General features: G+C 67.4%; 14 protein-coding genes. 7 read left to right on the plus strand and 7 right to left on the minus strand.

Translation table 11 applies throughout. The features are described 5' to 3' along the window. Positions 1-5 precede the first annotated feature (5 nt). The 3 genes from mtrA to ACWGE0_RS22650 form a co-directional block, all read right to left on the minus strand. Entirely contained in the window at positions 6-683 is a 678-nt protein-coding gene (mtrA, locus tag ACWGE0_RS22640) for an MtrAB system response regulator MtrA (protein WP_030471262.1), read from the minus strand. Between the two features lie 216 nt (positions 684-899). Then, positions 900-1,730: an SAM-dependent methyltransferase gene (locus ACWGE0_RS22645; RefSeq protein ID WP_452262879.1), complete on the minus strand. Its 831-nt coding sequence runs from the start codon at positions 1,728-1,730 to the stop codon at positions 900-902. Positions 1,731-1,806: 76 nt separating this feature from the next. After that, positions 1,807-2,451, minus strand: coding sequence for a dTMP kinase (locus tag ACWGE0_RS22650; protein WP_452262880.1), 645 nt, complete (start codon positions 2,449-2,451; stop codon positions 1,807-1,809). Between the two features lie 144 nt (positions 2,452-2,595). Between ACWGE0_RS22650 and ACWGE0_RS22655 the strand changes: the two genes are divergently transcribed. Beyond that, on the plus strand, positions 2,596-3,564 hold the full coding sequence (locus ACWGE0_RS22655) for a helix-turn-helix domain-containing protein (RefSeq protein WP_452262881.1): 969 nt from the start codon (positions 2,596-2,598) through the stop codon (positions 3,562-3,564). A 129-nt stretch (positions 3,565-3,693) separates the two neighbouring features. Here ACWGE0_RS22655 and ACWGE0_RS22660 read toward each other — a convergent pair whose 3' ends face one another. Then, entirely contained in the window at positions 3,694-5,754 is a 2,061-nt protein-coding gene (locus ACWGE0_RS22660; RefSeq protein ID WP_452262882.1) for a hypothetical protein, read from the minus strand. A 100-nt stretch (positions 5,755-5,854) separates the two neighbouring features. On the opposite strand from ACWGE0_RS22660, the gene ACWGE0_RS22665 reads away from it, so the two are divergent. Genes ACWGE0_RS22665 through ACWGE0_RS22685 form a run of 5 tightly spaced genes read left to right on the plus strand, consistent with a single transcriptional unit; the run spans position 5,855 to position 8,051 of the window. Further along, positions 5,855-6,709, plus strand: a complete 855-nt coding sequence (locus ACWGE0_RS22665) for a DUF5753 domain-containing protein (RefSeq protein WP_452262883.1) — start codon at positions 5,855-5,857, stop codon at positions 6,707-6,709. Next, complete coding sequence (locus ACWGE0_RS22670) at positions 6,624-6,866, plus strand: DUF397 domain-containing protein (protein ID WP_452262884.1); 243 nt, start codon at positions 6,624-6,626, stop codon at positions 6,864-6,866. Before ACWGE0_RS22665 ends, ACWGE0_RS22670 begins: the two co-directional genes overlap by 86 nt. Positions 6,867-6,875: 9 nt before the next feature. After that, positions 6,876-7,517 (plus strand): DddA-like double-stranded DNA deaminase toxin, encoded by a 642-nt coding sequence (locus tag ACWGE0_RS22675; protein ID WP_452262885.1) that lies wholly within the window; start codon positions 6,876-6,878, stop codon positions 7,515-7,517. Next, positions 7,444-7,623: a DddA-like double-stranded DNA deaminase toxin gene (locus ACWGE0_RS22680; RefSeq protein WP_452262886.1), complete on the plus strand. Its 180-nt coding sequence runs from the start codon at positions 7,444-7,446 to the stop codon at positions 7,621-7,623. The genes ACWGE0_RS22675 and ACWGE0_RS22680 overlap by 74 nt, the downstream gene beginning before the upstream one ends. Next, the gene (locus ACWGE0_RS22685; protein WP_452262887.1) at positions 7,611-8,051 is read left to right on the plus strand and encodes an Imm1 family immunity protein; all 441 of its coding nucleotides are present in this window, start codon (positions 7,611-7,613) and stop codon (positions 8,049-8,051) included. The genes ACWGE0_RS22680 and ACWGE0_RS22685 overlap by 13 nt, the downstream gene beginning before the upstream one ends. Positions 8,052-8,073: 22 nt before the next feature. On the opposite strand, the gene ACWGE0_RS22690 is transcribed toward ACWGE0_RS22685, so the two are convergent. The 3 genes from ACWGE0_RS22690 to ahcY are packed head-to-tail and all read right to left on the minus strand — an operon-like array spanning position 8,074 to position 10,835. Further along, on the minus strand, positions 8,074-8,829 hold the full coding sequence (locus ACWGE0_RS22690; protein ID WP_452262888.1) for a hypothetical protein: 756 nt from the start codon (positions 8,827-8,829) through the stop codon (positions 8,074-8,076). Between the two features lie 34 nt (positions 8,830-8,863). Then, a complete protein-coding gene (locus ACWGE0_RS22695) occupies positions 8,864-9,313 on the minus strand; it encodes a hypothetical protein (protein ID WP_452262889.1) in 450 nt (149 codons plus the stop codon). A 58-nt stretch (positions 9,314-9,371) separates the two neighbouring features. Further along, positions 9,372-10,835 carry an adenosylhomocysteinase gene (gene ahcY / locus ACWGE0_RS22700; RefSeq protein WP_452262890.1) on the minus strand — a complete coding sequence of 488 codons (1,464 nt, stop codon included), beginning with the start codon at positions 10,833-10,835 and terminating at the stop codon, positions 9,372-9,374. A gap of 98 nt (positions 10,836-10,933) precedes the next feature. On the opposite strand from ahcY, the gene ACWGE0_RS22705 reads away from it, so the two are divergent. After that, positions 10,934-13,339 (plus strand): hypothetical protein, encoded by a 2,406-nt coding sequence (locus tag ACWGE0_RS22705; RefSeq protein WP_452262891.1) that lies wholly within the window; start codon positions 10,934-10,936, stop codon positions 13,337-13,339. The last annotated feature ends 1 nt before the right edge of the window (position 13,340 follow it).

The following is a 13,340-nucleotide window of genomic DNA, read 5'->3' on the forward strand; positions in this document are numbered from 1 at the left end:
ACCTGTCACGGAGGGCCGGCCTTGTACCCGACGCCGCGAACAGTCAACACCACCTCGGGGTGCTCCGGGTCCCGTTCGACCTTGGAGCGCAACCGCTGCACGTGCACGTTCACCAGGCGCGTGTCGGCGGCGTGGCGGTAGCCCCACACCTGCTCGAGCAGCACCTCGCGGGTGAACACCTGACGCGGCTTGCGCGCCAGCGCGACCAGGAGGTCGAACTCCAGCGGCGTGAGCTGGATCGGCCTGCCCTCGCGCAGCACCTCGTGGCCGGGGACGTCGATCGTGAGGTCGCCGATCTGCAGCACCTCGGACGGCTCGGCCTCGGTCCGGCGCAGGCGCGCACGGATCCTGGCCACGAGCTCCTTGGGCTTGAACGGCTTCACCACGTAGTCGTCCGCGCCGGACTCGAGGCCCAGCACCACGTCGACCGTGTCGCTCTTCGCGGTGAGCATCACGATCGGCACGCCCGACTCGGACCTGATCGCCTTGCAGACGTCGATGCCGTTCATTCCCGGCAACATCAGGTCGAGCAGCACGAGGTCGGGCTTGAGCTCGCGCAGCGCGGGCAGGGCACGAGCACCGTCGGCGACCACCGCGGTGTCGAAGCCCTCCCCGCGCAACACGATCGTCAGCATCTCCGCCAGGGCGGGGTCGTCATCGACGACGAGCACGCGTGCCTTCATGCTCAACATCGTTGCACTCCCGGTCGCGCGTTCGCGCACCACCCATGGTCCGTTGCCGCTGGTGGCGGTGTGCGCTCGTTCGGTAACCGGACGGAACTGTCGTTCCACGTGTCCCACCTCGCCCCGTTTGGCCTGATCCTCGCGTGAGTATCCGCAGGACGCTCACCTTTTGTTACCTTTTGGCGTCGCTGCGTTCACCCGGTCCGGTCAGCCAGGTCAGGCCGTGCGGATGGCCGAGGCCAGCCAGATGCGCGCATCACCCACCTTCCGCGGGTCGGTGATCGCCGGAACCGCGCGTTCGTGCCGCGCGGCCAGGTCGACCTGGTGCGTCACCGTGGCGTGCCAGCCGTAACCGCCCAGCCACCCGACCGGATCCTCCACGTCGGACAGCCAGCGGGCGTCCAGCGTGTCGAACCGCTCGTGCACGGCTCTCATCTGCGGCAACTCGCGAAAAGCGCGGTTGACGTGTTCGAGCGCGAGCGTGCTGCCACGGGCGGACAGCGCGCTCACCCAGTACATGATCTGCTCGCCGGCGTCCGGCGGCAGAAACATGAAGAGGCCCTCCAGCAACCATGCTGTGGGCCTCTTCGGGTCGTACCCAGCGCGGATCAGCGCTGTCGCCCAGTCCTCACGCAGATCGCCGGGAACGACGACCCGTTCGCAGGTGGGCTGGGCCTGTAAATCGTGCAGAGCGTCTTCCTTGAACTCGACCAACTCGGGCAAGTCGAGTTCGAACACTGTTGTGCCCGGCGGCCAGTGCAGCCGGAACGCTCTGGTGTCGAGGCCCGCCGCCATGATCACTACCTGCGGCTGGGCCGAGCCGATGAGCTGGTCGTCGAAATACCGCGTCCGCAGGACGAAGTGCTCGCCCGCGAGGTTGCGCACGCCGTTCAGGTCGCTCGCGGAGCCGGCGGCCTCCACGAGTCCTGCGGCCAGTGGGTCGTCGAAGAGCCGGCGGAGATGACCTTGCTCGTTTGCGCGGGCGGCAGCGATCAGGACCGCCGTACGGGCGACACCGACCGGGGGGCGCTGCAGAACACGCTTCAAATTGTAATCTCCTATGCACTCACAGTGACGCGGCGGTGACACGATCGTGTCAACCGGTACGCACGTGAGCGACCACTCAAGGAGTGAAGAGCGGTTCCAGAAGCGAAGAAAAGTTCACGTTTGACCGCCCGTCGACCACTTGCCACGGGGACAGCCAGTTGATGTTCGCCAATCCGTCGTAAACGACCCCGCACCTGGCCTGCAGCGAGCCATCGGATTCGTAAATGTCCCTGGCGCGGGTGTTGTCGTCCTGCTCGCGCTTGGCGGCGCGTTCGGCCGCGACCTCGACGGGCACGCGGAGCAACAGGTGCAGATCCGGAACGGGCAACCCGAAGCGGTCGATCTCGAACTCGCGCACCCACCGGACGAACTCGCCGTGCTCGTCCTGATGCAGGCGCGCGGCGCTGTAGGCGGCACTGGATGCCACGTAGCGATCGAGCAACACGACGTCGTGCTCTTCAAGATCCTTGCGGATCTCGTCGGCCGCACCGCGCCGGTCCAGCGCATAAAGCACGGCCATCCCGTACACGGAGTCGCTGAGGTCGCCGATGGTCCCGTAGAGGGCGTCGCGGACCAGATCCGCGTGCACGCTGACGCCGTAGCGCGGGAACGCGTGGCTGGTCACGGTCCTGCCCTGGGCGTGCAGCGCCTCGGTCAACCCGTTGGCCAGAGTGCGCTTGCCGGCCCCGTCCAGGCCTTCGATCACTACGAGCTTTCCCACGTGGGAACCCTAACCGGATCGAGGCCCGCCACTCACACGGCCGCACCAGGTCCCCCACACGGGCGAAATCCGATCTTTCGATCACTAGAACGAGTGACTACGGTGAACAGTCACACGGCGCGTGTGTGAAGGGTAGGTGCCGCGGTGGCCGCGGAATCCGGGCACGCCGAGTCGGTCAACGAACCGATCGGTAACCCGACCGGGGGTCTACCGACCCCGCTCGCCGAGACGCTGCGCTACGGGCCGTTCCACCGCGCATTGCGCGAGGCGATCGCCCACAGGGGCCTCTCGCTCGCTCGCCTGCGCGCTCACCTCGAACAACTCGGTGTCCAAGTGGGCCAGTCGACGCTGTCGTACTGGCAACGCGGCCTGCGCCATCCCGAGGTGCCGCGCGCCATCAGCACCGTGCGGGCGCTCGAGACCGTGCTGCGCCTGCCGCCATCGTCCTTGTTGGACCTGATCGGCCCGCGCAACGCCAACACCTACGCGCCACGCCCGGTCGCCACCTGGCCCGAGCCAGCGCCGCTGCTCGCGTCGTTCGACTCCGTACCCGAGGCGGCGCGCGGCAACGCCGATCTCGAAGTGCTGTCCGTGCACGACACCGTCCAACTGGGCATGCACCGCGAACAGCGCTCGATCACCACCCGGCTGGTCGTGCGGGCCGTGCGCCAGGGGCCCGATCGGTACCTGGCAACGCACCACGGCGACGACGGCTCGTTGATCGAGAACGCCATGGTCAGATCCGGCGAAGGCTGCCGGCAGGGGCGTCTGCGCCGGGAAAGCGCTTCCCGCAACCTCGCCGTGGAGATGCTGTTCGACCGCAGGCTCGCGGCCGGTGAGGAGCACGTCTTCAGCTTCACGATCGTCGACGACACCGGCAGCGCGACGCCCGGCCACCACCGGACGTTCCGCGACGCGTGCGGCTCCTACCTGGTGCAGCTCTCGTTCCACCGACGCGCGATGCCCGCGCGCTGCATGAAGCAGTTCCGGGCCTCGGCCGACGCCACGCCGGTCGACGTCGAGGAACTGGTGTGCGGGCTCGGCGGCGTCGTCAGCGCGTACTTCGGCGACGTGGGGCCCGGTATCGCGGGCATCGCCGTCGAATGGAGTTAGGGCCCTGAAGTCAGGAGCGAGGAGAGCGAGAGGGCTGAGAAGACCGGCGGTCCGAAGACCAGACCGGTTCCGGAGTTTAGAAGGAAGCTCTCTCATGGCCTCGCGTCAGCAACGGTAGCAGCGAACTCCTCAGTCCGACAGCATGTTTCCCAGTTCGGCCACGGTGGTCACGCCACCGGCCTCCGACTGCGCAAGTCCAATGTGGATTTTCGCACCGTCCGAAGTGGAACCCTTGCGCTCGAACAGTTCCGCGAGCTTGCGCACGGTGAAGTACCTGCGGTGCAACGCCGCCGAGGCGATCAGCTTGACGATGTCGCGGTTCTCCTCGACCCGGTTGCCCCACGACGCGCCACGCAGGTAGAGGTGCAGCCAGGTGCCGTACCAGGTGTCACCCTCCCGTTCGAACATCACCGGCAACGCGACCTTTCCCTTGCCGCGCATGGACGACCGCGCACGCACCGTGCTCGGTTCGAACGGCTTGCCCATCTGCGCGAGGTCGCGGCTCATGAACCCGAACATCGACTCGGCGACGTCGTCGAACCCCTCCCCCGAGTAGACGTTCACCTGCGGCACGACGTACTTCACGTCGATCGCGTCCCGATGCAGATCGATGAACTCCGTTGCCCCTGCCGCGGCTTCGGTGATGTCACCGGAGTGGAAGGCGCCCTCGCCCTTCAGTCGCGTCCACGACAGTTGCCCCTTGTACTCGAACTTGTCGTTGAGCAGCACCGCGGACAGGTCGTAGTCGGTGCGCTTCGACTTCTGCCGCCAGTGCACGAAGAACCGCAGCACGTCACCGTCGAGCCGCAGCTTCGACCCGCGCGGCAGCACGCCGAAACCGTCCTCGGTGGCCGTGCCGGACATCGGCACGACGACGTCGAGCACCTCCGGATCCACCGTCAGCTCGGAGAAGTCCGGCAGCCTGCGCACCAGCTCGTCCTCGACGACCGAGGTGATCTCGGCGACGGCCGCAGCATCGAGCGGCGACCGGGTGTCGTCCGCGATCCACACCTTGCGGCCGCGGTTCGCGAACACTCGTGCCGCATCAGGCTGTTCGCGGTTCGACAGGTGCTCCAGCACCGAGACCAACACGCGTCCGGACACATCGGGCGCGGCTGTTCGCACGGCTTCGGCGACACCCGAGGCACCGTTGCGGATCAGCCGGTCCACCTGGCGCAACAACATGCCGGGTGCCTTCGAGAGAATGCGCAGCGCGAGATCGGCGTCGTCGTCGGCGAACGCCATCTCCACCTGGCCGGCGAACGACCGTGCAGTCTTTTCCTTGCGTGCCACCGCGAACACGTCCAGGGCGTGTTCGAACGGGTGCTCGTGCGGGTGCAGCCGCTCCCCGAGCCGCTTCCACGCCTCGCGGTTCTGCGCCACGTCCCCGAGCTTGCCCTGCTGCTGCGCGACCTCGTCGAGCGCAGCCAGCAGCGCCCGGCGCTCCGGCCTGCGGAACGACCGGAAGCGAGTGGGTTCCCGCAGCGTGACGTCACCTCCGGACGCCTCAGCGGCCAGCCGCAGGACGTCGGTGACGGTGTCGATGCCGGCGAGCGGGCGCTGGGCGACGAGCCGCGCGGCGTTGAGGATCGCGCGGTTCTCCCTGGTGGGAACGGTTTCTGGCTGTTCGGCGTCGAGGCACTGCGTCGCCAGTTCACCGAGCAGTGCCCGGTCGTCCTCGCCGAGCGGGATCGCACTCTCGGCGAGCTCCAGGTAGAGACGGACGATCTCGTGGTCGAGGGTGCCGCCGAGGTGCAGGACGGTGACGCGGTCCTTCAGCGACGGGATCAGTTCGTCGTGCGCGGCGAGCATCGCCTCGTGGGTGTGCTGGACGCGGCCGTACTTGGGCAGGTCGAGCAGGTTCCCGCTGAAGCCGATGCCCTTGCCGAACGCGTCGTCGACGCACTCCATCCAGAACTCGACGGTGTCCGGCACGTTGTGCGGGAAGTCCTTGAAGTACGGGTTGTGCTGGGCCTGCGCGCCGATCAGCTCCTTGACCGAGCGGACGACCGTGACGGCGTACTCCTCGGCGTCGGCGAGGCCGGAGACGTGTTCGATCAGCGCCTTCGAGGCCTTGAAGCCGGCTTTGATCAGCGTCGCGTCGAGCTGTCTGGCGGTCGCGCCGCCATCACCCGCGGCACCGTCCGACAGAGGCACGCGCAGGGTCTTCTTGATGATGGTCGTCCGCACCTGGTCAGTAAAACCCGCACGTCAACCGAGTTCCGCGAGTCTCAAGTCCACCCGTTTGAGGCCGTTGTTGTTTCCGCTCCATCGCCTAACGTCGAGTTCCATGAACGGCGATCCGTCCACCCCGTACAGCCGCGACCTGGGCGATGAGTTGCGACAGGTGCGGGAGCACTACACGACCTTCCGCTCCAGGAAGATCGCCCGGATGCTCGGGTGGGATCCGGGGAAGGTCTCCAACATCGAGCACGGCAAGGTGCGCGCCACCGAGATCGACATCGTCCATTATCTGGGCCGGTGCGGGCGCAACCAGGCCTTCGTCGAGGACTTCCTGAACAGGTACCGGTCGGCGTTCGACCATTACTTCGTGCAGGTCCCGACCAATCTGCGGACGATGACGATGGCCGAATCCTCCGCGCAAAAGATCACCAGCTACGACATGCTGACCATTCCAGGTCTGCTTCAGTCCGAGGAGTACGCGCTAGCGCTGTACCGAGCCAACGGCGTACTGACACCAGAGCTGATCGAGGCGGCTGTTCGCTTCCGGATGGAGCGACAAACGCTCCTGCGTAGGCATGACCGCCCGCAATGCACCTTTTACGTTCATGAAAACGCCCTGCGGCTCAACGTCGGCGGTGGGGAGGTCATGGAAGACCAGTTGATGCGACTGCTGTTCCACACCCACACGATCCGAATCGTGCCCGCCGCAAGCGGTCCTGAAGCTGTCTTCCTAGCTCCCTACGTGCTGTGGGAGTACGAGAAGCGTGGCGCGGTCGCGTTCACCGAGTCCGACATCGCCAAGGTGTTCGTGCAGGATCCGGCTGGAATCAAACATTGCAAGGCGATCCTCGCGCGTCTGGATGCGCTCGCCCTCGATGAGGAACAATCGCGAACGATGGTGGCGGATCTCGCCAGTCGATCGCGGGAGGACCTCAGTGGCCGGAGACTGCACCTGGCGTAAGAGCAGCTACAGCGGCGGTGGCTCCGTGGACAGCAACTGCGTCGAGGTGGCGTTCGCCCAGGCTGTGCGCGTGCGTGACTCCAAGAACACCGCAGGCCCCGAGCTGAGGTTCAGCGCGGGGGCCTGGCAGGAGTTTGTGAGCGCCCTCCACCCTTAGAGGAGCCGTGTGGCGTCGCTTAAGGATGTCGGGGATGCACTGCGACGCGTACTGGGCGCGATTGACCAGTCGATAGCCGCACATCACCAAGCCGCAGGTCTCGCTGAACAAGCACGCGAGCTTCTGAAGCTTGCAGGTTCCGGCAGCAGCCGAGCGGACGTGGAGGAAGCCTGCGTGTGGTTCACCAAGGTGATCGAGGGAATCACCGAACCGGAAGGTCAGGTGTCCACGCTCGCGACGGCGGCCGATGAGATCCGTTCATACCTGCAACGTCACGGCATCAGTCACGACACTGCCGATGGCCCGGCCCCGGCCGCTGCGCCCGCCACGCCCCCGCCAGGCTCTGCTGAGCAAGTGGAGGCTCTGAGAGGACAACTTCCGCCCCCGGTGCAGTCAGGCAGCGGCCAGAAGACGCACGGCCGATGGTTCGCACCCGGCAGCGATCATGCCAGCCCCATCGTGAGCGGTGAGGATGTCGAGTCTGCGGAGGTCTGGCGGGTCCTGCAAGAGACGCGGTTCCCGGAAAAAGGGCCGCCCATCACGATCACGCACGTGGAGACCGCAACTTGCCGTGCGGATGCGGCGCGAGAACATCAGGCACGCGAGCGTGGTCATCAACTACGTCCCGTGCCGCATGAAGTGGGGTTGTGACAACCTTTTGCCGGTGCTCCTGCCCGAAGGATTCACGCTGACGGTGTACGGGCCGAACTACCGCAAGACGTTCACAGGAGGGAAGCGGCCACCGTGGCAACGCTAGAGATCTGGTACGACCAGATGCCGGACAACGACTACGGCCCCGGTGATCCAGCCATCATCGTCGCTACGCACGAGGAGTTGTCCGCGTTCATCGATCGCGTGAGTGCGCAGTCGGCAGCCCAGCCATGCCCGTCGCTGGTCGAGGTGTCCATCGCAGAGGACCCATACGGCTTCCCGACCGTCAACGCGGGCATCGGTGCCGATCGGGGATACGTCCGGGTCAGCGGCGCGGACGAACTGCGCGCGACACAAGGTGACTCGAACGCTGCGGACAACGTGGTGTACGACTTCCAAGGCCATGAGACGTTGGTGCCCGCGAGCTATGAGGTCCCACTGAGCACGGTCCGGGCGGTGTTGGCCGCGTATCTCGATCACGGCGGGCTGATTCCTGAAGAGTTCTCGCACCTGCATGAGGTCGCCGCCGTCTGAGAAGCTCAACTGAGCTCGTTCGTCACGGATTCCAGTCCACGAGGACCTCTGCGCGGTTGAAGCGGCGCGCGATCAGGTCGTCACGCTCAATCATCCAGAAGATGGCCGCACCCCCGCCTGACCGGTACACGTTGAACTCGGCCAGCAGGACCCAGTCACCTTCCCTGCCCGCGCAGAGGGCGGCGATCTCGGTCGCGAGACAGCCGTTGCAGTCCGTCCCGTATCCCCCGAGCAACAGGGTCGCGCCACCCCACTGGTCCGCCCACACCCTCGCCAGCGGCGCTGGAGCCGCGTCCACGCCGACGAAAGGCAGGGAGATGTCCGGCGTCAGGCGGATGTCGCCCTGCTGGTACTCGTCGTGGATCTCCGCGAAGTCCTCATCGCAAGCGGGGTAAGAGGACAGATCCAGCTCCCGCTCCTCGACGGCAGCACCTGCCGGCACGTACACCACCTCGCCCATGCCGTGCTCTTCCGGATAGCCGAAGAACAGCAACTTGCCGTCGGACGGCAGCGGAAGATCCGTCACGCCCGGAGGAAGCGCCGCGCAGTCGATGGTGGCGACCAACGGGTACTCGGACGTTTCAACGTCGGCGGGCAGCATGATCGGACCACCGAACCGGCCCACGATTGGACCGTCCCGATCCCCGTCCTCGTCCCCGGTCAGGAGCGCGCAGGGACGGACGAGCTCCATCCACCGCTCGACATCGGCCTCTGGAAACTCCCGTGCGAGCGCCTCGGTGCGGAGCTGGTCGAGAATCTTTTCGTTCCTGGGAGTCACCGGAAGAACCTAGCGGGGCACGCCGACAAAAAGATCAGCTGAGCTCGGCGGGCAGCGGGAGGTCGAGCGCCATCAGGAACTGCGCCGTCTTGATCTCGACGAACACGTCGACGTCCTCGACGTCTTGTACCTCGTCCAGCGAGAAGTCGTCCGGGTTCTCGTCCGAAGCCAGGTAGCCGAGGATCTCGGCCTGTTTGGCGGTGACGTCACCGGCGTTGTGCAGCGCCCACCACGCGGCCAGCCCCGCGGCCTCGCGCAGGACGTCCGTGGGGTCGGAGGCGTTGGGGTTCTCGAAGTAGGTGCGCGGCGTCAGGCCGAGGTAGGCGACGCCGCTACCAGGGCCGACCGGCGCGTAGACGACCGAGGTGATGTCGCTGTCGTGGATGTCGATCCACAACGACGGCTCGGCGAGCGGCGGCAGCTCGCCCTCGGACAACGTCTTCCACTCGCCGTGCTCGTAGGCATATGTGCCGAAGAATCCCACGCGAACATGAAACAGGGGTCCCCCGCGACGCGCGCGGGAGACCCCTGTCAGGCAGTGCTCAGTAGCGGTAGTGGTCCGCCTTGAACGGGCCCTCGACGTCCACGTCGATGTACTCGGCCTGCTCCTTGGTGAGCTTGGTCAGCTCGCCGCCGAGTGCCTCGAGGTGGATGCGGGCGACCTTCTCGTCCAGCACCTTCGGGAGGCGGAAGACCTCGTTGTCGTACTCCTCGTGCTTGGTGAACAGCTCGATCTGGGCGATCACCTGGTTGGAGAAGGAGTTCGACATGACGAACGACGGGTGGCCGGTCGCGTTGCCCAGGTTCATCAGGCGGCCCTCGGACAGCACGATGATCGTGCGGCCCGTCGGGAAGATCCACTCGTCGACCTGGGGCTTGATGTTGTTGCGGCGGATGCCGGGGTAGCGCTGCAGGCCGGCCATGTCGAGCTCGTTGTCGAAGTGGCCGACGTTGCCCAGGATCGCCTGGTGCTTCATCTGCGCCATGTGCTCGACGGTGACGACGTCCTTGTTGCCGGTCGTGGTGATCACGATGTCGGCGATCGGCAGGACCGTCTCGAGCTTCGCGACCTGGTAGCCGTCCATGGCCGCCTGGAGCGCGCAGATCGGGTCGATCTCGGTGACGATCACGCGGGCGCCCTGGCCGCGCAGTGACTCGGCCGAGCCCTTGCCGACGTCGCCGTAGCCGCAGACGACCGCGACCTTGCCGCCGATGAGGACGTCGGTGCCGCGGTTGATGCCGTCGATCAGCGAGTGGCGGATGCCGTAGCGGTTGTCGAACTTCGACTTCGTCACGGCGTCGTTGACGTTGATGGCCGGGAACAGCAGGTCACCGGCGGCGGCGAGCTGGTACAGGCGCATGACGCCCGTCGTGGTCTCCTCGGTGACGCCGCGGATGCCCTCGGCGATGGTCGTCCACTTCTTGCCGTCGGCCGCCAGCGAGTTGCGCAGCGTGTCGAGGACGATCTTGTACTCGTCCGAGTCGTTGTCCTCGGCGGCGGGAACGACGCCGGCCGCCTCGTACTGAACGCCCTTGTGGACGAGCAGCGTCGCGTCGCCGCCGTCGTCCAGGATCATGTTCGGGCCCGAGCCGCCGGGCCAGGTGAGCATCTGCTCGCACGTCCACCAGTACTCCGGCAGCGTCTCGCCCTTCCAGGCGAAGACGGGGACGCCCTTGGGCTCCTCTTCCGTGCCGTGACGGCCGACGACGACGGCAGCGGCCGCGTGGTCCTGCGTCGAGAAGATGTTGCACGAGGCCCAGCGGACCTCGGCGCCCAGGTCGACCAGCGTCTCGATGAGAACGGCGGTCTGGACGGTCATGTGCAGCGAGCCGGAGATGCGCGCGCCCTTGAGCGGGAACACCCCGGAGTACTCGCGGCGGAACGCCATCAGGCCGGGCATCTCGTGCTCGGCGAGACGGATCTCCTTGCGGCCGAACTCGTGGAGCGACAGGTCGGCCACTGCGAAGTCGATGCCGTTGCGGGTCTGCAACCGGTCCGCGGTCATTGCGAAGTCCTCCAGGGCACTTCAGAGAGGGTGTCGTCCGACCATACAGCCCGTTCATGCACCACTATGACCCCCACGTTGGGTGAGGGAGGTCTCGGGTGTTGATTGCCGGCCCGGACACACGTGTCGTCGAATTGCGGGTGCACGGCGTGCAGGGCACGACGCCACAAACGCTGGTCGACGCCGTTGCGGCCGTGGACGTCGCGGGAGACGGGCTGGGGCGCATCGTGCGCCCCGCCGACAGACTTCGCAGGCCCGCGCCAGGCCCGGTGCTGCAGACCGAGGGACGGCCGATACCCCGTGTCGTCGAGGGGTACCTGTGGGGCGGCATGACGTCGGGAGGTGTGGCCAAGGCCACCTGGGCGCTGCTGTTCCCGTTCAGCATCGCGAACGTCGCGCATTGGATGCTGCCTCCCGTTCCGGAGCGGAACCTGCCTGCCCACCTGCTCGGCATCGGTCTGCGGTCGTTGCTGCGGGTGTTCGCCCTGCTGCTGACGGCGTTGCTGGTCGCGCAGATCTCCGTGGTCAGTCTCGATCTGCTCGCCGCCCAGTGTCTCCGGCCGGGCACTGCGTGTTTGACCAGCATTCCGGACGACATGAGAGCGTTCCCGTGGTTCCGGACCTTCCTGGGTCTCCTGCCGATCATCGTCGTGATCGCCGTGATGCGGCGCGTGTCGCACGTGGACTGGCGGATCGAACGCAAGGAGATCGCCGACGCGGAGGACAAGGACCAGCAGCCCGCGTCCGGTCTGCCCGGCGCGCACGTCGCGACCGATCCGGACACTCCCGCGTTGCGGACCCTGCACGTCGTGGCCGCGCTCGCGGTGGCGGCGCTGATCGCGTTGGGCGGGCCGTTGAAGCAGCTCACGGCCTCCGGCGGCATGGGAGTGGCGATCACGGTGGCGTGGATCGCCGCGCTGGTCCTGATCGGTGTGTCGGTGCTCGGTGTGTTGCTGCTCGACGACCCGACGGGCGGCGCTCCCCATCGCGGCGGACGGTGGCTGCGGGCCGCTCTGGGCCGCAAGCCTCGCCGGATGCTGCTGGCGTTGTCGGTCTTGTTGGTGCTGACGACGCTGGGACTGCAGGAGCAGGTGCCTTTGCGGGTGCCGGGCGCGGACGTGACCGTGCAGGTCGTGGCGTTGCTGATGGCGTTCGTGCTGGTGCTGTTCGGGATCCTGCTGGTGCCTGCCGCCCTGCTTGCGCGCAAAACGTGGGCCTCGCTGCCGCGGGAGCTGCGACCGTGGGCCGGCGGCTGGTTCTCCGCGCCGGTGCTGGCGATCGCGGGGCTGCTGGGCGGCGGGTTCGGTGCCGGGGTCGCGCTGCCGGTGCGCAAGGCGTTGGGCGACGGACTGCAGCTACCCGTTGGGTACGACTACATCACCCTGTTGTGGGGCGTCGCCGGGGTCTTGGGGGTGCTCAGCACGCTCGCGGTGGTGTCGTTCACCGGTGCGGTGCGGTGGCGTGCGTTCCGCAAGGGCAAGGTCTGGGCGCGCGAGGCTTCGTTGCTGCACTCGGGCCGGATGCGTGACCTGCGCACCGCGACGCGGGCATGGTGGTGGGCCCGCTGGGAACGCAACCACGGCCATCACATGATCCTGATCATCGCGTCCGTGCTGGTCGTCGGCGCCGTGCTGGCCACTGTGCTGCGGGTGCGGAACGTTCCACTCGCTTCCTGGACGGTGCCGTTCTCGGCGTTCGGCGTGGGCGTGCTCGGTCTGCTGGCGGTGTCGTTGCTGCGGGCCGTCTACCTGGCGGCACGGCAGCCGGAGTCCGGGCGGCGGCTGGGCATCATCGCGGACATCGCGCAGTTCTGGCCGCGTGAGGCGCACCCGATCGTGCCGCCCTGTTACGCGTTGAAGGTCGTGCCGGAGCTCGTTTCCCGCGTGCAGGACCACCTGCGCGACCCCGGCACCCGCGTCGTCCTCTGTGGACATTCGCAGGGATCGCTGCTGGTCGCTGTCGCGGCGGCTCGGTTGCTGGAGGAGTTGCCGGCGCACGATCGCGAACGGATCGGGTTGCTGACCGCCGGTTCACAGCTGCAGTGGGCTTACCCGCGGGCGTTCCCCGCTGTGGTGCCGCACGCGTCGCTGGCTCGGCTGGCCGGCGGGTTGGACGGCCGGTGGCGCTCGCTGTGCCGCGGCACGGACCCGTTGGGCGGCGCGGTGATGACGTGGCGGCGGCAGGTGTTCGACGGGATGTTGCTCGGCGTCGGGTACCGGCCGGACGGTTCGGAGGGTGCGTTGGCGCCTGCGTTGCGCGGGCCCACCGGGGCTTTGGTGCTGGGTGGCGATCACTGGTTGCCGGATCCGCAGCGGGGACCGTTCCCCGGTCGGCGGTGGCGGTCCGGGGTGTCGGCGCACTCGGACTACACGTCGGATCCGGAGTGGGATCGGGCGGTGGCGATCGCGGCGGGGCTGCTGGACGTGGACGCGCCGGAACCGACTTCGTTGCCGTTCGCGCGCCGGCCGGAAACGCGGTCGCGCGACGCACTGGGTGGCTCCTAGT

Source organism: Lentzea sp. NPDC054927, assembly GCF_053610285.1.